Origin of the sequence: Micromonospora globosa (assembly GCF_000717585.1) — a bacterium.
In the GTDB taxonomy this organism is placed as follows: Bacteria; Actinomycetota; Actinomycetes; order Mycobacteriales; family Micromonosporaceae; genus Micromonospora; species Micromonospora aurantiaca.
In genome coordinates, this window is sequence record NZ_JNZR01000016.1 from 55,995 (window position 1) to 80,215 (window position 24,221).

The window sequence follows — 24,221 nt, forward strand, 5'->3', positions numbered from 1 at the left end:
CGTGAGTGACGACGCCGCGCGGCCCCGCCGGTCCCGGTCCGCCGCGCTGACCTGGCTCGCGCTGGCCTGCGCGCTGGTGGTGCTCGTGGTGGCGGTGGCACAGCGGCGGGACCGCCCGGTGAGCGACCGTACTGTGGGCGAGGTGACCCGGGTCGGTGTGATCGACGGCGCGAGCATCCCGGCGTACCTGCGCGCCGCCGGGGACGAACTGGCCCGCCTCGACGCGCCCGACGGCTACGCGCTGGTCTCGTTCGACGGTTACCTGACCCCGGCGCGGGCGGCCGCCACGCTGGACGGCACGCGGGTCTCGGCGGTGGTGGCACGGGTGCCGCTGCCCGGCCGGCAGACCGAGATCGTCCGGATCGCGGCGCTGACCCTGCCCCGGGACGTGGTGGCCGGGATGGCCGGCGTCGCGACGCGCAAGGACCGGGAGACCGCGGACTACCGGTCCCGCGCCGCCGCCACCGCCGATCCGGAACTGCGCCGGGTGTACGACAGCGGCGCCGAGGTCGCCGCCCGCGAGGCGGAGGCGTACCGGACGGGCTGCGCCTGCGTCTACGCCGCGGTCGTCAGTGCCCCGCCGGACGCCCTGCGCGGGCTGGCCGGTCGTCCGGGCGTGCGGGTGGTGGACCCGGCGCCGGAGGTGACACGTCTGGACCGGACCGTGTTCACCCCGCCGCTTCCCGAGCAGCGTGACGTGGTCCGGCCGCCGGCCGACACCGGGCCGGCCGAGGCAGGCGGAATGGGCGATTCGTCGGAAGCCGCACGGACGGTGAGCGGACCTTCACCCACCGCCCCCGGGTCCGTCACCGGCTCCGGGGCGCCCAATCCCGCTCCCACCTCCTGAGACATCGGGGCACACGGCGACCGGGCCGATCCCATGGTGCGGCGGGCCACCGGGCGATGTGCGGCGCGGGGAGTGGTCCGAATAGGGTTTCGTTCGTAGCCTGTCAGGCGGAGATCGATGGGCTGGGGGAGGGCGAATCCTTGGACGGCAGCGAGACCGGCTGGGGTCGGCAGGGCGAGCCGGCACCGCGGTGGCGGGCGCTGCTCGACCGGGCCCGGCTCGGCGGTCGCGGCGCGGAGCACGCCGACGCCGACCGGCACGTCGAGGAGCAACCGGCGCCGCCGCCCGACCCGCTGCCCCGCCGTGGCGCGGGCACCGGGTGGACCGGCCGCGCCACCGCCGTCGGCCGCGCCCCCGACGGGTCGTACGGCGCCGAGCCCGCTTACCGGGCCGAGGCCACGTTCCGGGTCGACCCGGCCTTCCGCGCCGATCCCCGGCACGACGGCGAGCCGGCCTACCAGGCCGAACCGGCGTACCGCAGCGACCCCGAACCGTCCTGGCGCGCCGGGCAGCCCTATCCGCCCGACCCGTCCTGGCGCGCCGACCCGTCGTTCGCGCCCGACCCGCGCCCCGAGCAGCCGTTCACCGCCGAGCCGCGCCCGGAACCGTCCTGGCGGCCCGACCCGGCCCGTCCGGAGCCGCGCGGCCGGGCCGAGGCGCCGGCCGAGTCCCGGTACTCCCTTCTCGACGGCGGCTACCGGCCCGCGCCGCCGCCGCCCGAGTCCCGCTACGCGCTGCTCGACCGGGGCCGCTACCGGCCGGACACGCCGCCCGCCCCGGAGCCGGTGGTGCCCGCGCCCCGCCGCCCGCTGGAGGGCCGCTCCGGCCGGGTCGACGCGGCCCAGGTGCAGTGGCGCGCCCCGGAGCCGGACCCGGAACTGGAACGGGCCACCAGCGTGCTGCGCCGCGAGCTGGGCACCCCGCGGGTGCTCGCCTTCGCCAACCCCAAGGGCGGGGTGCACAAGACCACAGCCACCGTGCTCGCCGCCGCGACGGTGGGCAGCGTCCGCGGGCGCGGCGTGCTCGCCTGGGACGACAACGAGCTGCGCGGCACGCTCGGTCTGCGGGCCGGCAGCGCCCGGCACGCCCGCACCATCCGCCACCTGATCCACGACCTGGCGCAGATCGAGATCCTCGAAGGCAACACGCTGCTGTCGCACCTCGACGACTACCTGCGGCATGCCTCCGACGGCTCGTACGACGTGCTGGCCGGCGAGGAGAGCCCGCGCTTCGCCCAGCGGCTCGACCAGTTCACCGTCAAGCGGGTGCTGGAGCTGCTGCGCCGCACCCACGAGGTGGTCTGCGTGGACACCGGCAACAACGTGGAGAGCCCGAACTGGCGCACCGTCATGCAGGCCGCCGACCAGCTCGTGGTGACCACCGTGCCGCGCGAGGACGCGGCGTTCAGCGCGGACTGGATGCTCGACCTGCTGCACGAGGTGGGCATGGGCGAGCTGGCCGACAACGCGGTCACGCTGATCTCCTGCCCCACGCCGGGGCGTACCTCGTTGCAGGACGACCTGGAACGGCACTTCGCCACCCGGACCCGGGCGGTCGCCGTGGTGCCCTACGACCCGGCGCTGGAGACCGGCTCCTCGATCGAGTACCACCAGCTCCAGGCCGAGACCCGCAACGCCTGGCTCAAGGCGGCAGCGGTGATGCTGGAACCGTTCGCGCGCTGAGCGCCGACCACCGCCCCGAGCCGTGCCCGGGCCTGAGAGGATCAACGGGTGAGTCCGGACACCCCTGAGCCCGAGCGGGCGCGCGAGCGCACCGACGGCACCGACGCGCGCACCGACGGCACCGACGCGCGTACCGGCGACGCGGCCCCGCTTCCCGGCGGCGCGTGGCCCGAGCGCGAGCAGCCGCCCGGCTGGCCCGGCGGCCTGCCGGTACCCGCCGGCACGCCGGTCACCGCGCCCGGCGCCGACCCGCTCGCCGGATACCCGGGCGTGGTGGCGGAGCTACCCGGCGCCGACGCCACCCGATCCGGCCGCCCGCTGCTCACCACGCTCGGCGTGGTCGCACTGCTCACCGCGCTCGGCGCGCCGCTGGGCCTGCTGTGGGCATGGGCGGCGCCCGCCACCCCGGTCCGGCAGACCCCCGCCGGCACGGTCTACGCGACCACGCAGCCGGAGCAGCCGATCGCCGCGGACGGCTGGTTCAGCCTCCTGACGCTCGGCTTCGGCGTGCTCGCCGCGATCGCCCTGTGGGTGCTGCTGCGCCGCCGGCGCGGCCCGGCCGGCCTGCTCGCGGTGACGCTCGGCGGTCTCGGCGCGGCGGTGGTGGCCTGGCAGGTCGGCCGCCGGATCGGGCTGTCGACGTTCCAGCGGCTGGTGGAGACCGCGCCGCCGGGCACCGCCTTCACCAAGCCCGTCGACCTGCGCGCCGGCGGCGTCGACTGGTACGGCCCGCTGCCGGTGCCGCACGGGAACCTGCTGCTCGCCGCGTTCGGCGCCGCCGTCACGTACACGCTGCTGGCGGGCTGGTCGCGGTGGCCGTCGTTGCGGCCGGAGCCGGAGCCCGACGCGGCCTGGCCGCCGCCCCCGCCCGGGTTCAGTTCGGCGCCGGGGGACCAGCCAGCTCGCTGAGCGGCACCGGCACCGCGCGCACCTGCCGCAGCAACGCCGTCTCCCGGTTGAGCAGGCGCAGCTCGGCGCGCAGCCGCCCGGCGGTGTCGTCGACGGCGAGCAGCCGCTGCCGGTCGGCGACGGTCAGCGCGGCGGTCGCGGCGACCAGGTGCGACAGGACCGTCGGATCCTCCGGCAGCTGCTCGGTGATCTCCTGCTGGTCCGGCCGGATCAGGCCCAGGTATTGCCGGAACACCGAGATCACCCGGGCCGCCAGCAGGTCGGAGACCTCGTCCGGGCCGTCCGGCTCCGGCAGCCACTCCACCTCGGCGGTCAGGTACGGCTCGGCGGAGGCGTCCACCTCGGCGACCCGGAACCGCCGCCGCCCGACGGTGACGATGTCGAAGCCGCCGTCGGCCAACTCGGTGACCTGCCGCAGCTCGGCGGTGCAGCCGACCTCGTGCAGCGTGACGTCGCCGCCGGGCGGCCCGGAACGCCCCGGCGGCCCGGCCTCCCAGCCGGCCTGGATCGCCACCACGCCGAACTCGCGCGGCGCGCCCTCGGGCAGGCCCACGAGGTGGCGCACCAGCGCCTTGTAGCGCTCCTCGAAGATGTGCAGCGGAAGGACCAGCCCGGGGAAGAGGACGGTCCCGAGCGGGAACACCGGCAGCCGTGCGCTCACGTGATCGAGCGTATCGCCAACCCGCCCGCCCGCGCGTGTCCCGGCTCACCGTCCCGGCGTGCGGGCGGCCCCGGCCGGTGACACCGGCGGCGGCCTAGACTCGCAGGCGTGCTGAATCGGATCGACCTGCGCGGCGGGGCCCGTGACCCGCGCCGCCTGCTGCCCCGTGCCCAGCTCGACGTCTCCGTGGCGGTCGAGCGGATCCGCCCGCTCGTGGAGGCGGTCCGGGACCATGGGTACCCGGCGATCCGGGAGGCGAGCGAACGGTTCGACGGCGTCTCGCCGGAGCGGCTGCGGGTGCCGGTCGAGACGATCCGCGCCGCCGAGGACGAGCTGGACCCGCAGGTACGCGCCGCGCTGCTGGAGTCGATCACCCGTGCCCGCAAGGTCCACGCCGACCAGCGCCGCACCGACCACACCACGACTGTGGTGCCCGGCGGCACGGTGACCGAGCGGTGGGTGCCGGTCGACCGGGTCGGTCTCTACGTGCCCGGCGGCCTGGCCATGTACCCGTCGACGGTGGTGATGAACGTGGTCCCGGCCCAGGCGGCCGGGGTGCGCTCCCTGGTGGTGGTGAGCCCGCCGCAGAAGGACAACGACGGGCTGCCGGACCGCCGGGTCCTCGCCGCCTGCGCGCTGCTCGGCGTGGACGAGGTGTACGCGGTCGGCGGCGCCCAGGCGGTCGCCATGCTCGCGTACGGCGCGAGCGTCGACCCGGCCGGGGACGAGCGCTGCGAGCCGGTCGACATGATCACCGGTCCGGGCAACATCTGGGTCACCGCCGCGAAGCGGCTGCTGCGCGGCGTGGTCGGCATCGACGCCGAGGCCGGCCCGACCGAGATCGCGATCCTGGCCGACGACACCGCCGACCCGGCGCACGTCGCGGCCGACCTGATCAGCCAGGCCGAGCACGACCCGCTGGCCGCGAGCGTGCTGGTCACCCCGTCCACGGCGCTGGCCGACGCGGTCGACGCGGAGCTGGCCCGGCAGGCGCCGGCGGCCAAGCACGCCGAGCGGATCGGCACCGCGCTGCGCGGCGAGCAGAGCGGCGTGGTCCTGGTCGACGACCTGGAGGCAGGGCTGCGGGTGGTCGACGCGTACGCGGCCGAGCACCTGGAGATCCAGACCGAGAACGCCCGCGACTGGGCGCTGCGGGTCCGCAACGCCGGGGCGGTGTTCGTCGGCGCCTGGTCGCCGGTGTCGCTCGGCGACTACTGCGCGGGCTCCAACCACGTGCTGCCCACCGGCGGCTGCGCCCGGCACTCCTCCGGGCTGTCCGTGCAGTCGTTCCTGCGCGGCGTGCACCTGGTCGAATACACCCAGGACGCGCTGCGCGAGGTGGCGCCGCACGTGGTCACGCTGGCGACCGTGGAGGACCTGCCCGCGCACGGCCAGGCGGTCAGCGTCCGGTTCCCCGGGGGCGGCCCGTCGTGACCACGCTCGACGACCTGCCGATCCGCGACGACCTGCGCGGACGGACGCCGTACGGGGCGCCGCAGCTCGACGTGCCGGTGCGGCTGAACACCAACGAGAACTCCTACCCGGTGCCCGAGCCGGTGGTGGCGGCGATCGGCAAGGCGGTCGCCGCCGAGCTGCGCGACCTCAACCGCTACCCGGACCGGGACGCGGTGGCGCTGCGCGCCGACCTGGCCGCCTACCTCGGCCACGGGCTCACCGCCGACCACGTGTGGGCGGCGAACGGCTCCAACGAGATCCAGCAGCAGCTGCTCCAGGCGTTCGGCGGTCCGGGGCGCACCGCGCTCGGGTTCACCCCGGCGTACTCGATGCACCCGCTGCTGACGCTCGGCACCGGCACCCGGTGGGTGCCCGCCCGGCGCGGCGAGGACTTCGGGCTCACCGCCGGCGAGGCGGTGGCCCAGGTCCGCGAGCACCGGCCGGACGTGGTGTTCCTCTGCTCGCCGAACAATCCGACCGGCACCGCGCTCGACCCGGCGGTGGTCGCCGCCGTGCTGGACGAGGCACCAGGCATGGTGATCGTGGACGAGGCGTACGCCGAGTTCGCCCGTCCCGGCACGGTGAGCGCGCTCGCCGTGCTGCCCGGTCACCCGCGGCTGGTGGTGACCCGCACCATGAGCAAGGCGTTCGGGTTCGCCGGCGGCCGGCTCGGCTACCTGGCGGCCGACCCGGCGGTGGTGGACGCGGTGCAGCTGGTCCGGCTGCCGTACCACCTGTCCGCACTCACCCAGGCCGCCGCCCGCGCGGCGCTGGCGCACCGGGACGCTCTGCTCGGCACCGTGGCCGCGATCAAGGAGCAGCGGGACCGGATCGTCGCCGAGCTGCGCGCCCGGGGCCACCGGGTGGCCGACAGCGACGCCAACTTCGTGCTGTTCGCCGTCGAGGGGGACCAGGCGGTGGCCTGGCGTACCCTGCTCGATGCCGGCGTGCTGGTGCGCGACGTCGGCCTGCCCGGCTGGCTGCGCGTCACCGCCGGAACCCCGACCGAGACCGACGCCTTCCTCACCGCGATGGAGACAGTTTCATGAGCCGGATCGCCCGGATCGAGCGGGTCACAAACGAGACGAAGGTGCTCGTCGAGATCGACCTCGACGGCACCGGCAAGGCCGACATCGAGACCGGCGTCGGCTTCTACGACCACATGCTCAACCAGATCGCCCGGCACGGCGGCTTCGACCTGACCGTGCACACCGTCGGTGACCTGGAGATCGACGCGCACCACACGATGGAGGACACGGCGCTCGCGCTGGGCGCGGCGTTCGACCGGGCTCTGGGTGACAAGGCCGGCATCCGGCGGTACGGCTCGGCCACCGTCCCGATGGACGAGGTGCTGGTCCGGGCCGCGGTAGACCTGTCCGGCCGCCCGTACGTGGTGCACGACGAGCCGGCGCTGGCCCCGTACATCGGGCCGGTCTACCCGACGAGCATGACCCGGCACATCTGGGAGTCGTTCGGCCAGTCGGCCCGGATCACGCTGCACGTGGACGTGCTGCGCGCGGCTCGTCCCGGCGGCCACCCGGACGCCCACCACGTGGTCGAGGCGCAGTTCAAGGCCGTCTCCCGCGCGCTGCGCGAGGCCACCGCTATCGATCCGCGTAACGCGGGTGTGGTGCCGTCGACGAAGGGCGCTCTCTGATGAGCGCGAGGAACGCAGCGCAGCGGAGTCCCGCAGTCGCGAATGGAAGGTGGCTCTGATGAAGGTGCTGCCCACGCTTCTGTTGATCCTGGCCGGCCTGCTGGTCGGCGGGACGTGGTCGCTGCTCAAGCAGGGCGCCCCTCGCGCCGCCGTGGTGATCACCGGTCTGCTGGCCCTGCTGGCGACCGCTGCCGGGGTGCTCTGGCTGCTGCCGGGGGAGAGCTGATGACGCGGCGGGTGGTGGTGCTCGACTACGGCTCGGGCAACCTGCGGTCGGCCGAGCGCGCGGTGGCGCGCGCCGGCGCCGACGTGACTGTCACCGACGACCTGGACGCCGCCGCGTCGGCCGACGGCCTGGTGGTGCCGGGCGTGGGCGCGTTCGCCGCGTGCATGGCCGGGATCGAGGCGCTGGGCGCCGGGCCGGTCATCGCCGACCGGGTCGCCGCCGGGCGGCCGGTGCTGGGCATCTGCGTCGGCATGCAGATCCTGTTCGGGCACGGCGAGGAGCACGGCGTGGTCACCAAGGGGCTCGGGCTGCTGCCCGGCGGCGTGACCCGGCTGCCCGCGCGGCGGCTGCCGCACATGGGCTGGAACACCGTGCGGCCGCCGGCCGGCTCGACGCTGTTCGCCGGACTGCCGGCGGGCACCCGGTTCTACTTCGTCCACTCCTACGGGGTGACCGACCCGGCGGCGCTGGCCGAGGCGGGGGCCACTGTGACCACCTCGCACCACGGCGCGGACTTCGTCGCGGCGGTGGAGCGGGGGCCGCTGTCGGCCGCGCAGTTCCACCCGGAGAAGTCGGCCGACGCCGGTGCCGCGCTGCTGCGCAACTGGCTCGGCACGCTGTGACCGGCCCGCTGGCGGGCACGCGGGCGTCCGCGTGAGCAAGGAGCGGGCCCGCCGCCGCGCGGCGCGCGAGGCCGAGCAGGAGCGGGCGCGCGCCGTCCGCGCCCGCCGGGTGGCGCGCCGGGAGCGGCGTCGTTCTCTGGTACACCGGCTGACGCCATCGCTGCGGCGCGGCCGTACCGGCCGGCTGCGCCGGCACACCCGCCGCGAGCGGGCGACGATCCTGGTGCTCACCGTGGTGGCGGTGGCCGCCATCTGGAATCTGGTGGACGACCTCGCGCTGCGGCTGGTGCTGGTCGTGTTGTTGTTGCTGGTCCTGCCCGCGATCGTGGTGATCGCGCTGGACCGTCGTTGAGGATCCGAGGAGAGAAGCGTTGAGCCTCACCCTGTTGCCCGCCGTGGACGTCGCCGACGGCCAGGCCGTCCGGCTCGTGCAGGGCGCCGCCGGTAGCGAGACCGCGTACGGCGACCCGCTGGACGCGGCGCTGGCCTGGCAGTCCGACGGCGCGGAGTGGATCCACCTGGTCGACCTGGACGCGGCGTTCGGGCGGGGCTCCAACGCCGCGCTGCTCGCCGAGGTGGTCGGCAAGCTGGACGTGAAGGTGGAGCTGTCCGGCGGCATCCGTGACGACGAGTCGCTGCGGGCGGCGCTCGGCACCGGGGCGGCCCGGGTCAACATCGGCACCGCCGCGCTGGAGGATCCGCAGTGGTGCGACCGGATCTGCGGCGAGTACGGCGACCGGGTGGCGATCGGGCTGGACGTGCGCGGCCGTACCCTGTCGGCGCGCGGCTGGACCCGCGACGGCGGTGACCTCTACGAGGTGCTGGCCCGGCTGGACGCCGCGGGCGCGGCGCGGTACGTGGTCACCGACATCACCAAGGACGGCACCATGCGCGGGCCGAACCTGGACCTGCTGCGCGAGGTGTGCGCCCGCACCGACGCCCCGGTGATCGCCTCCGGTGGTGTGTCCACGCTGGACGACCTGCGGGCGCTGGCCACGTTGGAGCCGGTGGGGGTGGAGGGCGTGATCGCCGGCAAGGCGCTCTACGCGGGCGCGTTCACCGTCGCCGAGGCGCTGGCGACGCTGCGGGCCGGCGCGTGACGGCCGAGCCGGCCGAGAGGCCGGTGGACGCCGGGGTGGTGACCCGGCTCGGCTCGGGCGGCCCGTGGGAGGCGCTCTACGGCTACTCGCGGGTGGTCCGGGCCGGCGCACTGGCGATCACGGCCGGCTGCACGTCCACGGTGGACGGCCGGGTCGCGCACGCCGGCGACGCGGCGGCGCAGACCGCGCAGGCGATCCGGATCGGCCTGGACGCGCTGGCCGAGGTCGGCGCCGGGCCGGGGGACGTGGTGCGGACCCGGATGTACGTGACGGACCGGATCTACGCCGACGAGGTGGGCCGGGCGCACAACGCGGTGTTCGGCCCGGTGCGCCCGGTCGCCACGATGGTGGTGGTGGCCGGGCTGATCGACCCGGATCTCCTGGTCGAGGTCGAGCTGGAGGCGTACCTGCCGGACCGCTGAGCGGTGCCGGGTGACCGGCGCCGCACCGCTCCACGCCCCGATAAGTTGTGCACAACTTGATTGCGCGCTACGGTTCAGGGCGTGACCGATGATCTGGTACTGCGCCGGCAGGTGTGCTTCGCGCTCTACGCGGCGTCGCGCGCCCTGACCGACGTCTACCGGCCCATCCTCGACGAGCACGGGCTGACCTACCCGCAGTACCTGGTGCTGCTGGTGCTCTGGGAGCACGACGACGACGCCCCCACGGTCTCCGAGCTCGGCGCTGCGCTCCGGCTCGACTCCGGCACGCTCTCCCCGCTGCTCAAGCGGCTGGAGGCGGCCGGTCTGGTGGTGCGTACCCGCTCGGCGGCGGATGAGCGCCGGGTCGAGGTGGGCCTCACCGACCGGGGCCGGGCGCTGCGGGAGCGGATGGGTGACGTGCCGCGGCAGGTGGCATCCGCCACCGGGCTCACCGAGGCCGAGCTGGTCTTCCTCCACGGCATCCTCACCCGGGTCACCGAGACGATCCACCGACAGAAGGAGCAGTGACATGCAGGTGCTCTACACCGCCTCCGCCCGCGCCACCGGCGACGGCCGCGACGGTCACGTCCGGACCTCCGACGGCACGGTCGAGCTGGACCTCGCCGTACCGAAGGAGATGGGGGGCGCCGGCGGCGCGGCCAACCCGGAGCAGCTCTTCGCGGCCGGCTACGCGGCCTGCTTCCACTCCGCGCTGCGCGTGGTGGCCCGTCAGGCCAAGGCGGACGTCTCCGGCTCCGTCGTCGAGGCCGAGGTGGGCATCGGCCCGAACGGCAGCGGCGGTTACGGCCTGGCCGTGACGCTCGTGGTGGACCTGCCCGCTGTCGAGCGCGCGGCTGCCGAGCAGCTCGTCGACGCGGCCCACCAGGTCTGCCCCTACTCCAACGCGACCCGTGGGAACGTCGAGGTGACCCGCACGGTCCGCGAGGCCCTGTGAGCACGAGGAGTGCAGCGCAGCGGAGCCCCGCAGTGCGAACCGAGGAGGCCCGATGAGTGAGGCGCGCGTCAACCGGGAGATCCATCTGGCGTCCCGGCCGGACGGCTGGCCGACGCCGGAGAACTTCCGGCTGGTCACCACCGAGGTGCCGACGCCGGGCCCGGGACAGGTAGTGGTCCGAAACCGGTTCATGTCCGTCGACCCGTACATGCGCGGGCGGATGAACGACGTCAAGTCGTACGTGCCGCCGTTCGCGCTCGACGCCCCGCTGGACGGCGGCGCCATCGGTGAGGTGGTGGCCGGCGAGGCCGGTGGCGTCAAGCCCGGCGACACGGTGCTGCACGGGCTCGGCTGGCGCGAGTACGCGCTGGTGGACGCCAAGGGCGTGCGCAAGGTCGACCCCGGCCTGGCGCCGGTCACCGCGTACCTGGGCGTGCTCGGCATGACCGGGCTGACCGCGTACGCCGGGCTGCTCGACGTGGCGGCGATGAAGCCGGGGGAGACCGTGTTCGTCTCCGGCGCGGCCGGCGCGGTGGGCAGCATGGTGGGCCAGATCGCGAAGCTGCGCGGCGCCGGCCGGGTGATCGGCAGCGCCGGTTCCGCGGCGAAGGTGGAACGACTCACCGCGCTCGGCTTCGACGCCGCCTTCGACTACCACGACGGCCCGGTGTACAAGCAGCTCAAAGCGGCCGCCCCGGACGGCGTCGACGTGTACTTCGACAACGTCGGCGGCGATCACCTGGAGGCCGCGATCGGGGCGATGAACCTGCACGGCCGGGCCGCCATCTGCGGCATGATCGCGCAGTACAACGCCACCGAGCCGCCCGCCGCGCCGCGCAACCTGGCGCTGGTGATCGGCAAGCGGCTGACGCTGCGTGGCTTTCTCGTCGGTGACCACGGTCACCTGCGGGAGCAGTTCGTGCAGGAGGTGGCGGGCTGGCTGCGGGAGGGCCGGCTGTCGTACGACGAGACGATCGTCGACGGCATCGAGCAGGCCCCCGAGGCGTTCCTCGGCCTGCTGCGCGGCGAGAACCTCGGCAAGATGCTGGTCCGTCTCTGACCGGTGCGAACGCACTCCACCGCGGGCGGCGGTGACCGGCCTCACCGGCGGGTCACCACCGCCCGCGCGTTCGTTAGGCTCGGGGCATGACGGTGGCGGTACGGGTCATCCCGTGTCTGGACGTGGACGCCGGGCGCGTGGTCAAGGGGGTCAACTTCCTCGACCTGCGTGACGCCGGCGACCCGGTGGAGCTGGCGGCGGCGTACGACCGGGCCGGCGCGGACGAGCTGACCTTCCTCGACGTCACCGCCTCGTCCAGCGACCGGGGCACCATGCTCGACGTGGTGCGGCGCACCGCCGAGTCGGTCTTCATCCCGCTGACAGTGGGCGGCGGTGTCCGCCGGGTCGCCGACGTCGACACGCTGCTGCGCGCCGGTGCGGACAAGGTCGGCGTGAACACCGCGGCCATCGCCCGGCCGGAGCTGATCGCCGAGATCGCCGACCGGTTCGGCCGGCAGGTCCTGGTGCTCTCGCTGGACGTGCGCCGCGCACCGGACGGCACGACGCCGAGCGGTTTCGAGGTGACCACGCACGGCGGCCGGCGGGGCACCGGGCTGGACGCGGTCGAGTGGGCGGCGCGCGGCGCCGAGCTGGGCGCGGGCGAGATCCTGCTCAACTCGATGGACGCCGACGGCACCAAGGCCGGATTCGACCTGCCGCTGATCCAGGCGGTCCGCGAGGTGGTCGACGTGCCGGTGATCGCCAGCGGCGGCGCGGGCGAGGTGGCCCACTTCCCGCCGGCCGTCGGCGCCGGGGCGGACGCGGTGCTCGCGGCGAGCGTCTTCCACTTCGGCGAACTCACCGTCGGCGAGGTCAAGGACGCGCTGCGCGGCGCGGGCCACCCGGTGCGCTGAGGCGGCGGTCACTGCCGGCCGGAGTGCCCCTCGGGGGAGCGGCGCGGCATCGGGATCGACCGGACCACGTACTCCTGCACGGCGGCGGCGTGGTCGTCCTCGTCGAGGTGCCACTCGGACTCGGCGGGCGGGTGCCGCCGGGTCAGCACGCCCTGCACGGTGTCCACTGTGGTGCCGAGACCGGCGCTGGGCCGGGTGCGCCAGAGCCGCTCACCGTCCGGGGTGACCCGGAACCAGCCGTCGGCCACGCTGACCAGGCCCGCGCCGACGAGCCGCCGGACTGCGCCCTCCACCTCGTGCCGCTCCGGGATGGCCTGGTTGAGGTGGTCGGCTGTGGAGAGGACGTCGGCCAGCCGTACGCCTTCGGGGCGGCGTGTCGCGGCGGCCCGCCGGTGCCGGCCGGCGCCACTGGCGATGACAAGCGCGACGAAGATCCAGGCGTCGCTCCAACGCCATCCGTTCTCCCCCATGCAGGAATGATGCCCGGCCGCGACGGCGGAGGAAACACCTGGTTTCCCGGTTGTGCGTCGTCGCAGCTCAGCGCGTTGCGGTCGGTACCGGGCCGTGGCGGTCGGCCCGGCTGCGGTCACGTAGCGTACGCACCCGCCGCCGGCCGTGCGGGCAGCGCGAAGACCGGGATGAAGAACTGGGCCAGCGGGCCGATGGTGAGCGCGTACGCCACCGTGCCGAGGCCGACGGTGCCGCCGAGCAGCCAGCCGAGCGCCAGCACGGTGATCTCGATGACGGTGCGGACCAGCCGGACCGAGAAGCGGGGGTGGCGGGCGACGAAGCCGGTCATCAGCCCGTCGCGCGGGCCGGGGCCGAGCCCGGCGCCGATGTAGAGGCCGGTGGCGGCGCCGTTGGCGACGATCCCGGCGACGAGCAGCGCGACGCGTGCCGGCATGCCCTCTCCGGGCGGCAGCACGGTCAGGGTGGCGTCGACGACCAGTCCGATCACCACGACGTTGCTGACCGTGCCGAGGCCGGGCCGCTGCCGCAGCGGGATCCAGAGCAGCAGCACGAGGGCGCCGACGGCGATGGTGACGGTGCCGAAGGACAGGCCGGTCTGCCGGGCGAGCCCCTGGTGGAACACGTCCCACGGGTCCAGCCCCAGCTCCGACCGGATCATCAGCGCCATGCTCACGCCGTAGAGGACCAGCCCGGCGTAGAGCTGGGTGAGCCGCCGCACCGGTCGGTGCCGGAGATTGCCAAGCTGTGCCATGCATGCCACCCTAGGGGCCAATCGCGGCTATCAAGGGTGCCAATTTCGGAGGTGTGGCCATGACCAGCCAGGTGCGCGGCGTCCAATTGGCGCGACTCCTCGGCCAGTGGCATGCCCTGCCGGGCCGTCGGCGCAGCCCCGACTACGCCGCGCTCGCCGGCGCCGTCCGCGGCTTGCTCGCCGACGGGCGGCTGCCTCTCGGGGTACGCCTGCCGGCCGAGCGGGAGCTGGCCGAGGCGCTGCGGATCAGCCGGACCACTGTCACCGCCGCGTACCGGGAACTGCGGGAGAGCGGCCACCTGGCCAGCCGCCGGGGCGCGGGGAGCTGGACCATGCTGCCCGGCGGGCACCGGGTGGCCAGCACCGGCCTGTGGACGCCGCTCGACGACCGCGACATGATCGACCTCGGCGTGGCCGCGCTGTCCGCGCCCCCGCAGCTCGTCCCCGCCGCCCGGGCCGCGGCCGAGGACCTGCCCCGCTACCTCGGCGGCGCCGGCTACCACCCGACCGGCATCATCGAGCTGCGCGAGGCGGTGGCCCGCGCCTACACCGAACGCGGTCTGCCCACCAGCCCGGAGCAGATCATGGTCACCAGCGGCACCCAGCACGCGCTGGACCTGGTGCTGCGGCTGGCCCTGTCGCCCGGCGGCGCCGTGCTCGTCGAGTCGCCCACCTACCCCAACGCGCTGGCCGCGCTGTCCGCCCGGCGGGCCCGGATCGCCACGCACGGCCTGTCCGACGAGGGCTGGGACGCCGAACTTCTGCTCGGCAGCCTCCGGCAGACCCGGCCGAAGCTCGCGTACGTGATCCCCGAGTTCCAGAACCCGACCGGCCACCTCATGGCCGCCGACCTGCGCGAGCGGCTGGTCGGCACGGCCCACGCGGCCGGCACCGACCTGGTGGTCGACGAGTCCTTCGTCGACCTGCCGCTGGACGACACCACGCTGCCGCCGCCGGTGGCCGTCTTCGACAGGCACTCCCGGGTGATCAGCATCGGCGGCATGAGCAAGCCCTACTGGGGCGGGCTGCGGATCGGCTGGGTCCGCGCCTCCGCGCCCCAGGTGCAGCGGCTGGCCGCGGCCCGGGTCGGGGTGGACATGGCCAGCCCGGTGCTCGACCAGCTCGTCGCCGTGCACCTGCTCACCGAGGCGCCGGCCATCGTGGCGGCCCGCCGGGCCCAGCTCGTCGCCCAGCGGGACGCCCTGGTCGCCGCGCTCGCCGACCGGCTGCCCGACTGGCGCGTACGCGTGCCGAGCGGCGGTGTCACGCTCTGGGCCGAGCTGGACGGCCCGATCTCCAGCGCGCTGGCCCGCGCGGCCGAGGAGGTCGGCGTACGGCTGGCGCCCGGACCCCGGTTCGGCCTGGACGGGACGCTGGAGCGTTTCCTGCGGCTGCCCTTCACGCTGCCCGCCGACGAGCTGGTGGAGGCGGTCGGGCGCCTCGCGGCGGTCCGCTACGACCTGGACCGCACCAGCCGCCCGCAGTGGCGGGAGCCGAGCGTCATCGCCTGAGCGCGCGGTGCCCGTTCCGGTGGTGAATGCGCCGAACGACGGCTGCGGGACGGACGGTGCCCGCACACTGCCCGGGTGGGGAACGGGAGCGGTGTCCGGCGGTCGTGGACCGTGCGGTCCGCCGCCCCGGGTTCCCGCACCACCCGGCTGGAACTCTTCTACGACCTGGTCTTCGTCTTCGCGTTCCTGAACGTCACCACGCTCACCGCCTCGGAACTCACGCCGGCCAACCTCTACCGCTTCCTGCTGGTGCTGGCGCTGCTCTGGTGGTCGTGGACCGGCTTCGCCCGGATGGGCAACTTCTTCCGCGCCGACCAGGGCGTGCTGCCGCTGGTCGGCTTCGTCACGGTGGCGGCGACGTTCATGCTGGTGCTCAGCGAGCCCAGCGCGTTCGAGGACCTCCCCGGCGGGCTGCCCGGCCCGCTGGTCTTCGCCGGCTGCTACTTCGTGATCCGGATGGCCCAGCTCACCGTCTTCGGCTGGGTGGACCGCGCCGACCCGGTCCGGCGCCGCCGGCTGCTGCTGCGCGCCGCGTTCCCGGCCGCCGCCACGGTGCTGCTGGTCATCGCCGGAACCGTGCCGACGCGGCTGCCGCAGGAGCGGTTCGCGATCCCGCTGCAACTGGCGCTCTGGACGCTGGCGCTGCTCGTCGAGTACGTCGGCGGGGTGACGCTCGCCCGTCAGTGGTGGGTGGTGGTCTCGGCCGGGCACTGGGCCGAACGGCACGCGCTGATCGTGCTGGTCGCGCTCGGTGAGTCGATCATCGCCCTCGGCTTCGGCCCGAAGCACGGGCTGCCGCTGACCGGGCCGGTGGCGGTGTCGGCGCTGCTCGGCATCGTGGTCGTCGCGGCGCTGTGGTGGGCGTACTTCGACACGCTCGCGTTCGCGCTGGAACAGGCGCTGCACCACGCCCGGGACGAGGCCACCCGGCTCCGGTTGGCCAGGGACGTCTACACGTTCATGCACCTGCCGATGGTCGCCGGGATCATCCTCTACGCGCTCGGCCTCAAGGATCTGCTGGCCGAGGCCGCCGACCCGGCCACGCCCACCTGGGGGCTGCCGCTGGGCGACTTCTGGGGCGCGATCCTGTTCGGCGGGGTGGCGTTGCACCTGCTCAGCCTCGCCGGGTGCTGGTGGATCGCGCTGCGCGAGGTGCACCGGCCGCTGCTGCTCACGGTGGTGGCGCTGGTGGTGGTCGGCCCGTTCGTCTTCCGTATCCCGGAGCTGATCGCGCTCGGCGTGCTCGCGGTGATCACCGGCGCCGGTGTCACCTGGGAGACGCGCCGCGAGGACGGCCTCCGGCGCCGGGTACGCCGGCTCGCGCTGGAGGAGCAGATCGCCGCCGAGGCCGAACAGAGCCGGTGGCGGCGGGGGCACCTGTGAACGGCGTGCGGCCGTGCCCCGGGACGGTGGGGCACGGCCGGCGCGACCGTGTGGCGGTACGGGCTACAGCTCGGCGAGCGTGCCCTCGTACATCTTGTCGATCTCGGAGGCGAAGTTCGTCTCCACGCTGCGGCGCTTGATCTTCAGCGACGGCGTGACCTCACCGTCCTCGATGGTCAGGTCGCGGGGGAGGATCGTCACCTTCTTGATCGTCTCCCAGCGGTTGAGCTTGGCGTTCAGCTCGGCCACGTACCCCTCGACCATCTCCCGCGCCTGCGGCGAGGTGACGATCGTGGTGTAGTCGCTGCCCTCCAGCGGGGTGCCGGCGGCCCAGCCCTTGATCGCGTCCGGGTCCAGCGTGACGAGCATGGTGCAGTAGTTGCGCGCCTGCCCGATCACCACGGCCTGTGAGGTGTACGGGCACACCGCCTTGAACATGCCCTCGATGTGCGACGGCGCGACGTACTTGCCGCCGGACGTCTTGACCAGGTCCTTCTTCCGGTCGGTGATGCGCAGATAGCCGTCGGCGTCGAGCGTGCCGATGTCACCGGTGCGGAAGAAGCCGTCCTCGGTGAACGCGGCGGCGGTCTCCTCGGGCAGGTTGTGGTAGCCGCGCATGACCGGCTTGCCGCGCAACAGGACCTCGCCGTCGGTGTCGATCCGGCACTCCAGGTCGCCCATGGCCCGGCCCACGCTGCCGATCTTCAGCCCGTCGGGCGGGTTCACGAACGCGCCCGCGCTGGTCTCGGTCAGGCCGTAGCCCTCGGAGATGGGCAGGTTGGCGGCGGCGAAGAAGGTGGCGATCTCCTTGCTCAGCGGCGCCGCGCCGGAGACCAGCACCCGCATCCGGCCGCCGAGCCGGGCCTGGAGCTTGCTGAACACGAGCTTCTCGGCCAGCGCGTACTTCATCCGCAGCCCGGCCGGGACCGGCTTGCCGGCCTGCTCCAGCGCGACCTTCTCCTTGCCGACCCCGACGCCCCAGGCGAAGATCTTGGCCTTGGCGCCGCCGGCGCCCTGGGCGGTGGTGACGGCCTTGTTGTAGACCTTCTCGAAGACCCGGGGCGCGCCGCACATGAGCGTCGGCTGCACCACGCCGAGCAGTTCGACGAGCTTGTCCACCCGGCCGTCGACGTACGTGGGCAGGCCGACGTGGGTGGCGCCGCAGAGCAGCGTCTTGCCGAACGAGTGCGACAGCGGCAGCCACAGGTATTGCAGGTCGTCGACGCGCAGCAGGCCCAGCTCGGCCTGCGCCACGCCCTCCCAGCACCAGCCGCCGTGCAGCAGCTCCACGCCCTTCGGGCGGCCGGTGGTGCCCGAGGTGTAGATCAGCGTTGCCAGGTGGTCCGGGCCGATGCCGGCGACGAGCATGTCGATCAGGTCCGGCTCGGCGCTCAGCGCGGCGGCGCCCCGCTCCTCCAGCTCGGCCAGGGTGAGCTGCGGGACGGCCGCCGCCGGGTCGGGCGTGCCGTCGAAGAGCACCACGTGGGTCAGCGCGGGCAGGTCCGCCCCGGCGATCTTCGCCGCCTGGGCCTGGTTCTCCGCGAACAGCACCTTCGAGCCGGAGTCGGCGATGATGTAGACCGCGTCCTCGGGCTCGGTGGTGGGGTAGACGGTGGTGGTGGCACCACCGGCGCACATGATGCCGAAGTCGGCGAGCACCCAGTCCAGGCGCGTGTTGGCCAGGATCGCGACCGGGTTCTCCAGGCCGACACCGAGCCCGTGCAACCCGGCGGCGATCGCCTTGGCGCGCTGCCCGACCTGCTCCCACGTCAGCCAGACCGGGCCCGAGTCGTCGGGGGCGGGGTGGGCGAAGGCGTGCCGGTCGGGGGAGTCCGCCACACGCTTGAGGAACATGTCCGGTACGGAACGGTACGGTACATCGAGAGCCATCGCTGTAGCCGCCTTCAGGGGTGGAGGGACGTGACGGGGGTCACGCCGGTCTGCGGTTACCGAAGGGTATTGCGTGCACCCGGCCAGCGGCTAGCCCCGATCGGCCGAGTCGTCAGCGGTCCCGCCTGCTGGAACCGGTCAGGCGTACCGGCTGGCCGCGCGGGACCAGTCGTAGGTGGCCCGGATCCAGTCCCGGCGGGTGTCCAGGAACGCCCGCATCCCCTTATCGGCCACGGCGCTCAGCGCCGCGTCCCGCTCCGCGTACGTGGCGAGGGTCTTGTTGAACCGGTCCGCCGCCGCGTACAGCGCCGCCGACTCGTCCTGCCCGGTCTCGCCCGCGATCGTGGTGACCAGGTTGTGCGCCTCCGGGGTGGCGCCCCGCTCCTTGCCGTAGGAGAACAGGTCGTTGCACCAGCAGATCAGGTCGGTGGCGAGGGCGTCCAGCACGGTGAGCGCCGGCGCGACCCGCTGGTCGGCGCGGGGCGCGGACGGGCGGGCCAGGTCGGTCACAGTGAAACTGGGGCGCACCCCGCCGGTGTGGCGGCGCATCTGCGTGTACTCGGCCACCCCCGGCACCCGCCGGCGTTCCCGGTTGGCGGCCTCCCAGAGCAGCGCCAGCAGGTACTCCCGCAACTGGCTGACCAGGCGCAGCAGGTGGGCCGGCCGGCCCCGGTCGCGGGCCCGCCGGCACAGGTCGTGCAGCGCCAGGGCGATCGGCCCGCCGTCGGCCGGTGCGGGCGCCTCCGGGTCGCCGTGCCGGTCGAGCACCGCCAGCAGCGCGGCCAGCGTGGGCGCCAGCAGCGTGGGCGTCGCACCGAGCCCGTCGTCGTCGCAGGCGTCGTCCACCACGAACAGCCAGTTGATCAGGTCGGTGAGCAGGCGCAATCCGGACGGCGACGCCTCGGGGCAGGCGCGAGCGGCCAGCTCCGCGGCGTGCGCCCCGGCCAGCCGCCGGCGCCCGGCCTGGTCCTCCACCAGGCCGAAGTCGCGGACCCAGGCCGCGCTCTCCGCGGCCGTCTGGTCGACGGCGGGGTGGCGCCGGGAGGGAAAGGGTGGCTCGTGCAGTGCCGAGAGGGCGAAGTCGCGCATCGTCGTCGTCCCCTGTCCGCCGCCCCGCGGGGTCGGGCCGGTGCGCAGGAGCGTACGGGAGGACGTAACCGTTATCGAAGCCGGTCCGTCCACTTTCCACAGTCAGCGAGCGATCGGCTACACACCCTCGGTCAGAGTCCCAGCTCGGCGGTGCGCAGGCGCTCGGCGCGGTCGGCCGGACCGTCCACCTGGACCCGGGCCACCCGCTGCCGTCCGGTGAGGAACAGCACCAGCTCGCCCGGCGCGCCCACCATCCGCAGCCGTTCGCCGCCGCCGCCGGCCCGCAGCTCGCCGTAGCCCGGCGCCTGCACCAGCACCTCGGCCGGGAACCGCCGCAGCGCCATCCGGGCCAGCAGCGCGACCCGCTTCCACAGCACCGCCTGCTGCCCGGCCGGCAGGTCGCGCGGGTGCCAGCCCGGACGGGCGCGCCGCACGTCCTCGTGGTGGATGAAGAACTCCATCCCGTTCGCCAGCTCGTCGGTGAGCGGGTTGCTCACCGGGCTCCACACCGGGGGACGGCGTACCCGGGCGATCAGGTCGGCGTACGGCCCGGCGGCGATCCGCCGACGGACCGACTCGCCGTAGCCGCGCAGCGGCGGCAGCAGGATCCCGCCCGCCGCGTCCGGCCGGCGCTCCCGCACCAGCAGGTGCGCCGCCAGGTCACGAGTGGTCCACCCCTCGTTCACAGTCGGTGCGTCCGGTCCCACTTCCAGCATCAGGTCGGCGAGCGCCTCGCGCTCCGCTCGGGCGTACCGCGGCATGGCCCGATCGTAGGCCGGTCCCGGCCGATCGGCGCGCCACGCCCGGCGCGACCACGCCGCCGGACCGCCTCCGGTCGCCGTCGGCCCAGCTCCGGCGGGAACGTGACGGCGGACATATCCCGGCCGGGTCGGCGGGACGGGCGGCGAGCGGTAAGGATGGGGGAGAAAACTGCGGCTTACGGCGGGGGAGAGCGTGGCGAGCGGGACAAGTCGGGACGTGCTCGGCAGAGGGCTACGGGTGCTTGGCCGGGCCATCCGGGAACAGCCACGGATCTTCGCGGTCGCGGTCAGCGGCAGCGTGCTGTTCGGCCTCCTGGTGATCGCCAGCGCGTACGTGGTCGGCGGGGTGGTCGGCGACGTCGTCGTGCCGGCCGTGGAGCGCGGCGAGGTGGCCCGCGGGGCGCTGGCGCTCGCCGCGACGGCGCTGTTCGGCATCAGCGTGCTGCGTGTCGTCGGCATCTTCGGCCGCCGGCTCGGCGCCGGTTACATGCAGTACCGGCTCCAGGCCGCCTACCGCCGCCGGGTCACCCGCCGCTACCTGGAACTGCCGCTGGCCTGGCACCACCGCAACTCCACCGGCACGCTGCTGTCGAACGCCAACTCCGACGTGGAGGCGGCCTGGTACCCGATCGCGCCGCTGCCGTTCGCGGTCGGCACGCTGGTGATGCTCGTCGGCGCGGTGGCCTCACTGTTCTTCACCGACTGGGCGCTGGCCCTGGTCGGCCTCGCCGTGTTCCCGGCGCTGTTCGCGCTCAACGTGGTCTACTCCCGCCGGATGGCGCCCCGGCAGGCCCGGGCGCAGCGGCTGCGGGCCGAGGTCAGCGGCATCGCGCACGAGAGCTTCGACGGTGCGCTCGTGGTCAAGACGATGGGCCGCGAGGCCCAGGAGACGGCCCGCTTCGCCTCCCGCGCCGGTGAGCTGCGCGACGCGCTGATCTCGGTCGGCCGGCTGCGTGGCGTGTTCGACCCGATGCTGGAGACGCTGCCCAGCCTCGGCACGCTCGCCGTGCTGGTGGTCGGCGCGCTGCGGCTGCGGGAGGGCGCGATCACCGTGACCGAGCTGGTCAGCGTCGCGTTCCTGTTCACCGTGCTGGCCTTCCCGGTACGCGCCATCGGCTGGGTGCTGGCCGAGCTGCCGCGCAGCGTCGCCGGGTGGGACCGGGTCCGCCGGGTGCTCGACGCGACCGGCGAGATGCCGTACGGCACGACGACGCTCGACCCGGCCACCCGCGAGCCGGCCACGCTCGCCTTCGACGACGTGCACTTCGCGTACGAGCCGGCCGAGGCGCACCTGCCCGGCGCGCAGGTGCTCGGCGAGGTGACGTTCACAGTCCCGGCCGGGAAGACGGTCGCCCTGGTCGGCCCCACCGGCGCGGGCAAGTCGACGATCGCGTCGCTCGCCGTGCGCCTGGTGGACCCGGGCGCCGGCCGGATCACGCTGGACGGCGTGGACGTGCGGGAGCTGACCGCCGCCTCGCTGGCGGCCACGGCGGCGCTCGTGGCGCAGGTGCCGTTCGTCTTCGACGACACGGTCCGGGCCAACATCGCTCTCGACCGGGCCGGCATCGGCGACGACGAGGTCTGGGCGGCGCTGCGGCTGGCCGAGGCGGACGGCTTCGTGGCCGCGCTGCCGGACGGGCTGGACACCATGGTCGGCGAGCGGGGCACGTCGCTGTCCGGCGGTCAGCGCCAGCGGCTGACGCTGGCCCGGGCGCTCGCCGGGCGACCCCGGCTGCTGGTGCTCGACGACGCCACGAGCGCTGTCGACCCGCGGGTCGAGGCGGCCATCCTGGCCGGGCTGCGCGCGCCCGCGGACGGCGGCGCCCCGGCGTCGATCCTGGTGGTGGCGTACCGCCGGGCCACCATCGCGCTCGCCGACGAGGTGATCTACGTGGAGCAGGGCCGGGTGGTCGCCCGCGGCACCCACACCGAGCTGCTGTCCACCGTGCCCGGCTACGCCGACCTGGTCACCGCGTACGAGCAGGCCGAGCAGGAACGCGAGCAGAATCGGACGTACGACGAGGTCACGCCGTTGACCTCGGGCCTGGAGGTGGACCGGTGAGCGCGAGGAGTGCAGCGGAGCGGAGCCCCGCAGTCGCGAACGAACGGCGGGCCCGGTGAGTACGACCACGGCCGAGACCACCGAGGCCACCGAGTCGACCTGGCGGACGCTGCGGCGCGGGCTGGCGCTCTCCCCGGAGCTGCGCACCGGCCTCGCCGGCACGCTGGCGCTGGCGCTGGTCTACATGGTCGGCCGGGTGGCCGTGCCGGTGGCGGTGCAGCGGGGCATCGACCACGGCATCGTCGGCGGCCTCGACCTGAACGTCATCTCGCTGACCGTGGCGATCACCGCCGGCGTGCTGGTGGTCACCACCGCCTGCGGGTACCTGATGATGCGCCGGTTGTTCACGGTGAGCGAGACCGCGCTGGCCGGTGTGCGCACCCGGGCGTTCCGGCACGTGCACGACCTGTCCATGCTGCACCAGCAGTCCGAGCGGCGCGGGTCGCTCGTCTCCCGGGTCACCAGCGACGTCGACCAGATCACCCAGTTCCTCCAGTGGGGCGGCGTGATCCTCATCGTCAACCTGGGCCAGTTGCTGGTGACCACCGCCGTGATGCTCGCGTACTCCTGGCAGCTGACGCTCGTGGTGCTCGTCGCGTTCGCGCCCGCGGTGCTGGTGATCCGGCAGTTGCAGCGCCGCCTCGCCGGTGCGTACGGGCTGGTGCGGCAGCGCACCGGCACGCTGCTCGGCGCGATCGGCGAGAGCGTGGTGGGCGCGCCGGTGATCCGGGCGTACGGCATCGCCGGGCGCACCGCGCGGCGGCTGGACACGGCCATCGACGGGCAGCGGGTGGCCCAGCAGCGGGCGATCCGGATCAGCATCATGGGCAGCTCGGTGGGGGAGCTGGCCGCCGGCCTGGCGCTGGCGGGCGTGGTGGTGGTCGGGGTCAGCCTGGGCGTCGACGGCACGCTGACGGTCGGCCAGCTCACCGCGTTCCTGTTCCTGGTCACGCTGTTCATCCAGCCGGTGCAGATCGCCACCGAGGTGCTCAACGAGGCGCAGAACGCGATCGCCGGCTGGCGCCGGGTGCTGGACGTGCTGGACGTCTCCCCGGACGTCGCCGACCCGGGCGAGCAGGGGCGGGAGCTGCCACCCGGGCCGCTGGACGCCCGCTTCGCCGGTGTCACGTTCGCCTATCCGGGCGGGCCCCCGGTGCTGCACGACGTGACGCTGGACATCCCGGCCAAGAGCCGGGTGGCGGTGGTGGGCGAGACCGGAAGCGGCAAGACCACCTTCGCCAAGCTGCTCACCCGGCTGATGGACCCCACCGAGGGGCAGGTCCTGCTCTCCGGGGTCGACCTGCGGCAGGTGCGCTTCGACTCGCTGCGCTCCCGGGTGGTGATGGTGCCGCAGGACGGCTTCCTGTTCGACGCCACGGTCGGGGAGAACGTCCGCTTCGCCCGCCCCGACCTGACCGACGAGCGACTCACCGCCGCCTTCGCCGAGCTGGGCCTCTCGGACTGGCTGGACGGCCTGCCGTCCGGGCTGGACACACCGGTCGGTGAGCGCGGGGAGGCGCTGAGCGTCGGCGAGCGGCAGCTCGTGGCGCTGGCCCGGGCGTACGTCGCGGACCCGGACCTGCTGGTGCTGGACGAGGCGACGAGCGCTGTCGACCCGGCCACCGAGGTCCGCCTGCAACGGACGCTCGACGCGGTGACCCGGGGCCGGACCACGCTCGCCATCGCGCACCGGCTGTCCACCGCGCAGGCGGCGGACGAGGTGATCGTGGTGGACCGGGGCCGGATCGTGCAGCGTGGCCCGCACGAGGAACTGGTCCGCGACGCCGACTCGGTGTACGCCCTGCTGTACGCGTCCTGGCTGGAGCAGACCCGCTGACCTTGGCGGGTCTGC

At 74.5% G+C, this 24,221-nt stretch carries 25 protein-coding genes; 19 read left to right on the forward strand and 6 right to left on the reverse strand.

The genetic code is table 11. The features are described 5' to 3' along the window. Position 1 precedes the first annotated feature (1 nt). The 3 genes from IF06_RS0116090 to IF06_RS0116100 all read left to right on the forward strand — a co-directional run bounded on the left by IF06_RS0116090 (position 2) and on the right by IF06_RS0116100 (position 3,438). On the forward strand, positions 2-847 hold the full coding sequence (locus tag IF06_RS0116090; protein WP_030271931.1) for a hypothetical protein: 846 nt from the start codon (positions 2-4) through the stop codon (positions 845-847). Positions 848-987: 140 nt separating this feature from the next. After that, positions 988-2,529, forward strand: a complete 1,542-nt coding sequence (locus IF06_RS0116095) for an ATPase (protein WP_013287587.1) — start codon at positions 988-990, stop codon at positions 2,527-2,529. Between the two features lie 48 nt (positions 2,530-2,577). Continuing rightward, positions 2,578-3,438 (forward strand): DUF2567 domain-containing protein, encoded by an 861-nt coding sequence (locus IF06_RS0116100; RefSeq protein WP_013287586.1) that lies wholly within the window; start codon positions 2,578-2,580, stop codon positions 3,436-3,438. On the opposite strand, the gene IF06_RS0116105 is transcribed toward IF06_RS0116100, so the two are convergent. Beyond that, positions 3,404-4,099: an LON peptidase substrate-binding domain-containing protein gene (locus IF06_RS0116105; RefSeq protein ID WP_030271932.1), complete on the reverse strand. Its 696-nt coding sequence runs from the start codon at positions 4,097-4,099 to the stop codon at positions 3,404-3,406. The two genes, IF06_RS0116100 and IF06_RS0116105, sit on opposite strands and share 35 nt — an antisense overlap. Before the next feature lie 108 nt (positions 4,100-4,207). Here IF06_RS0116105 and hisD point away from each other — a divergent pair, with 108 nt between their 5' ends. The 12 genes from hisD (at position 4,208) to hisF (ending at position 12,451) form a co-directional block, all read left to right on the forward strand. Then, positions 4,208-5,533: a histidinol dehydrogenase gene (hisD, locus tag IF06_RS0116110; protein WP_030271934.1), complete on the forward strand. Its 1,326-nt coding sequence runs from the start codon at positions 4,208-4,210 to the stop codon at positions 5,531-5,533. After that, positions 5,530-6,603 carry a histidinol-phosphate transaminase gene (locus IF06_RS0116115; protein WP_030271936.1) on the forward strand — a complete coding sequence of 358 codons (1,074 nt, stop codon included), beginning with the start codon at positions 5,530-5,532 and terminating at the stop codon, positions 6,601-6,603. Before hisD ends, IF06_RS0116115 begins: the two co-directional genes overlap by 4 nt. Then, positions 6,600-7,211 carry an imidazoleglycerol-phosphate dehydratase HisB gene (gene hisB, locus IF06_RS0116120; RefSeq protein WP_013287582.1) on the forward strand — a complete coding sequence of 204 codons (612 nt, stop codon included), beginning with the start codon at positions 6,600-6,602 and terminating at the stop codon, positions 7,209-7,211. The genes IF06_RS0116115 and hisB overlap by 4 nt, the downstream gene beginning before the upstream one ends. Before the next feature lie 58 nt (positions 7,212-7,269). Beyond that, positions 7,270-7,437, forward strand: a complete 168-nt coding sequence (locus IF06_RS33950; RefSeq protein WP_013475798.1) for a hypothetical protein — start codon at positions 7,270-7,272, stop codon at positions 7,435-7,437. Beyond that, the gene (gene hisH / locus IF06_RS0116130) at positions 7,437-8,060 is read left to right on the forward strand and encodes an imidazole glycerol phosphate synthase subunit HisH (protein ID WP_030271938.1); all 624 of its coding nucleotides are present in this window, start codon (positions 7,437-7,439) and stop codon (positions 8,058-8,060) included. The genes IF06_RS33950 and hisH overlap by 1 nt, the downstream gene beginning before the upstream one ends. A 31-nt stretch (positions 8,061-8,091) precedes the next feature. Next, positions 8,092-8,412 (forward strand): hypothetical protein, encoded by a 321-nt coding sequence (locus IF06_RS0116135; protein WP_030271939.1) that lies wholly within the window; start codon positions 8,092-8,094, stop codon positions 8,410-8,412. Positions 8,413-8,431: 19 nt separating this feature from the next. After that, complete coding sequence (gene priA, locus IF06_RS0116140; RefSeq protein WP_018785235.1) at positions 8,432-9,160, forward strand: bifunctional 1-(5-phosphoribosyl)-5-((5-phosphoribosylamino)methylideneamino)imidazole-4-carboxamide isomerase/phosphoribosylanthranilate isomerase PriA; 729 nt, start codon at positions 8,432-8,434, stop codon at positions 9,158-9,160. Further along, a complete protein-coding gene (locus IF06_RS0116145; RefSeq protein WP_030271943.1) occupies positions 9,157-9,582 on the forward strand; it encodes a Rid family hydrolase in 426 nt (141 codons plus the stop codon). Before priA ends, IF06_RS0116145 begins: the two co-directional genes overlap by 4 nt. Before the next feature lie 81 nt (positions 9,583-9,663). Continuing rightward, positions 9,664-10,110: a MarR family winged helix-turn-helix transcriptional regulator gene (locus IF06_RS0116150; protein WP_013287576.1), complete on the forward strand. Its 447-nt coding sequence runs from the start codon at positions 9,664-9,666 to the stop codon at positions 10,108-10,110. Between the two features lies 1 nt (position 10,111). Then, on the forward strand, positions 10,112-10,537 hold the full coding sequence (locus tag IF06_RS0116155; RefSeq protein WP_013287575.1) for an organic hydroperoxide resistance protein: 426 nt from the start codon (positions 10,112-10,114) through the stop codon (positions 10,535-10,537). Between the two features lie 52 nt (positions 10,538-10,589). Then, positions 10,590-11,597, forward strand: a complete 1,008-nt coding sequence (locus IF06_RS0116160; RefSeq protein WP_013475802.1) for an NADP-dependent oxidoreductase — start codon at positions 10,590-10,592, stop codon at positions 11,595-11,597. Between the two features lie 86 nt (positions 11,598-11,683). Then, positions 11,684-12,451, forward strand: a complete 768-nt coding sequence (gene hisF, locus IF06_RS0116165) for an imidazole glycerol phosphate synthase subunit HisF (protein WP_013287573.1) — start codon at positions 11,684-11,686, stop codon at positions 12,449-12,451. A gap of 8 nt (positions 12,452-12,459) precedes the next feature. Here the strand turns inward: hisF and IF06_RS0116170 are convergent, their stop codons facing one another. Both IF06_RS0116170 and IF06_RS0116175 read right to left on the reverse strand, forming a co-directional pair. Next, entirely contained in the window at positions 12,460-12,921 is a 462-nt protein-coding gene (locus IF06_RS0116170; RefSeq protein ID WP_013287572.1) for a hypothetical protein, read from the reverse strand. Between the two features lie 116 nt (positions 12,922-13,037). Next, positions 13,038-13,673 carry a YczE/YyaS/YitT family protein gene (locus IF06_RS0116175; protein ID WP_013287571.1) on the reverse strand — a complete coding sequence of 212 codons (636 nt, stop codon included), beginning with the start codon at positions 13,671-13,673 and terminating at the stop codon, positions 13,038-13,040. Between the two features lie 59 nt (positions 13,674-13,732). Here IF06_RS0116175 and IF06_RS0116180 point away from each other — a divergent pair, with 59 nt between their 5' ends. Together IF06_RS0116180 and IF06_RS0116185 are read left to right on the forward strand one after the other, a co-directional pair. Beyond that, the gene (locus tag IF06_RS0116180) at positions 13,733-15,184 is read left to right on the forward strand and encodes a PLP-dependent aminotransferase family protein (RefSeq protein ID WP_030271948.1); all 1,452 of its coding nucleotides are present in this window, start codon (positions 13,733-13,735) and stop codon (positions 15,182-15,184) included. Positions 15,185-15,295: 111 nt separating this feature from the next. Beyond that, positions 15,296-16,567 (forward strand): low temperature requirement protein A, encoded by a 1,272-nt coding sequence (locus tag IF06_RS0116185; RefSeq protein ID WP_036310942.1) that lies wholly within the window; start codon positions 15,296-15,298, stop codon positions 16,565-16,567. A gap of 63 nt (positions 16,568-16,630) precedes the next feature. Here the strand turns inward: IF06_RS0116185 and IF06_RS0116190 are convergent, their stop codons facing one another. The 3 genes from IF06_RS0116190 to IF06_RS0116200 form a co-directional block, all read right to left on the reverse strand. Next, positions 16,631-18,457, reverse strand: a complete 1,827-nt coding sequence (locus tag IF06_RS0116190; protein WP_013475807.1) for an AMP-dependent synthetase/ligase — start codon at positions 18,455-18,457, stop codon at positions 16,631-16,633. Between the two features lie 138 nt (positions 18,458-18,595). Then, on the reverse strand, positions 18,596-19,546 hold the full coding sequence (locus IF06_RS0116195) for a terpene synthase family protein (RefSeq protein ID WP_030271952.1): 951 nt from the start codon (positions 19,544-19,546) through the stop codon (positions 18,596-18,598). A 131-nt stretch (positions 19,547-19,677) separates the two neighbouring features. Next, entirely contained in the window at positions 19,678-20,307 is a 630-nt protein-coding gene (locus tag IF06_RS0116200) for a TIGR03085 family metal-binding protein (RefSeq protein WP_030271954.1), read from the reverse strand. 193 nt (positions 20,308-20,500) lie between these two features. Between IF06_RS0116200 and IF06_RS0116205 the strand changes: the two genes are divergently transcribed. Together IF06_RS0116205 and IF06_RS0116210 are read left to right on the forward strand one after the other, a co-directional pair. Next, complete coding sequence (locus IF06_RS0116205; protein ID WP_225319626.1) at positions 20,501-22,369, forward strand: ABC transporter ATP-binding protein; 1,869 nt, start codon at positions 20,501-20,503, stop codon at positions 22,367-22,369. 55 nt (positions 22,370-22,424) lie between these two features. Then, positions 22,425-24,206: an ABC transporter ATP-binding protein gene (locus IF06_RS0116210; protein WP_030271958.1), complete on the forward strand. Its 1,782-nt coding sequence runs from the start codon at positions 22,425-22,427 to the stop codon at positions 24,204-24,206. Positions 24,207-24,221: the final 15 nt, after the last annotated feature.

Bases quoted from the DNA above. Each gene is read 5' to 3' on its own strand.
- hisB (WP_013287582.1), top strand. From the start codon at position 6,600: ATGAGCCGGATCGCCCGGATCGAGCGGGTCACAAACGAGACGAAGGTG.
- IF06_RS33950 (WP_013475798.1), top strand. From the start codon at position 7,270: ATGAAGGTGCTGCCCACGCTTCTGTTGATCCTGGCCGGCCTGCTGGTC.
- hisH (WP_030271938.1), top strand. From the start codon at position 7,437: ATGACGCGGCGGGTGGTGGTGCTCGACTACGGCTCGGGCAACCTGCGG.
- IF06_RS0116155 (WP_013287575.1), top strand. From the start codon at position 10,112: ATGCAGGTGCTCTACACCGCCTCCGCCCGCGCCACCGGCGACGGCCGC.
- IF06_RS0116160 (WP_013475802.1), top strand. From the start codon at position 10,590: ATGAGTGAGGCGCGCGTCAACCGGGAGATCCATCTGGCGTCCCGGCCG.
- hisF (WP_013287573.1), top strand. From the start codon at position 11,684: ATGACGGTGGCGGTACGGGTCATCCCGTGTCTGGACGTGGACGCCGGG.
- IF06_RS0116170 (WP_013287572.1), bottom strand. From the start codon at position 12,921: ATGGGGGAGAACGGATGGCGTTGGAGCGACGCCTGGATCTTCGTCGCG.
- IF06_RS0116175 (WP_013287571.1), bottom strand. From the start codon at position 13,673: ATGGCACAGCTTGGCAATCTCCGGCACCGACCGGTGCGGCGGCTCACC.
- IF06_RS0116180 (WP_030271948.1), top strand. From the start codon at position 13,733: ATGACCAGCCAGGTGCGCGGCGTCCAATTGGCGCGACTCCTCGGCCAG.
- IF06_RS0116190 (WP_013475807.1), bottom strand. From the start codon at position 18,457: ATGGCTCTCGATGTACCGTACCGTTCCGTACCGGACATGTTCCTCAAG.
- IF06_RS0116195 (WP_030271952.1), bottom strand. From the start codon at position 19,546: ATGCGCGACTTCGCCCTCTCGGCACTGCACGAGCCACCCTTTCCCTCC.
- IF06_RS0116200 (WP_030271954.1), bottom strand. From the start codon at position 20,307: ATGCCGCGGTACGCCCGAGCGGAGCGCGAGGCGCTCGCCGACCTGATG.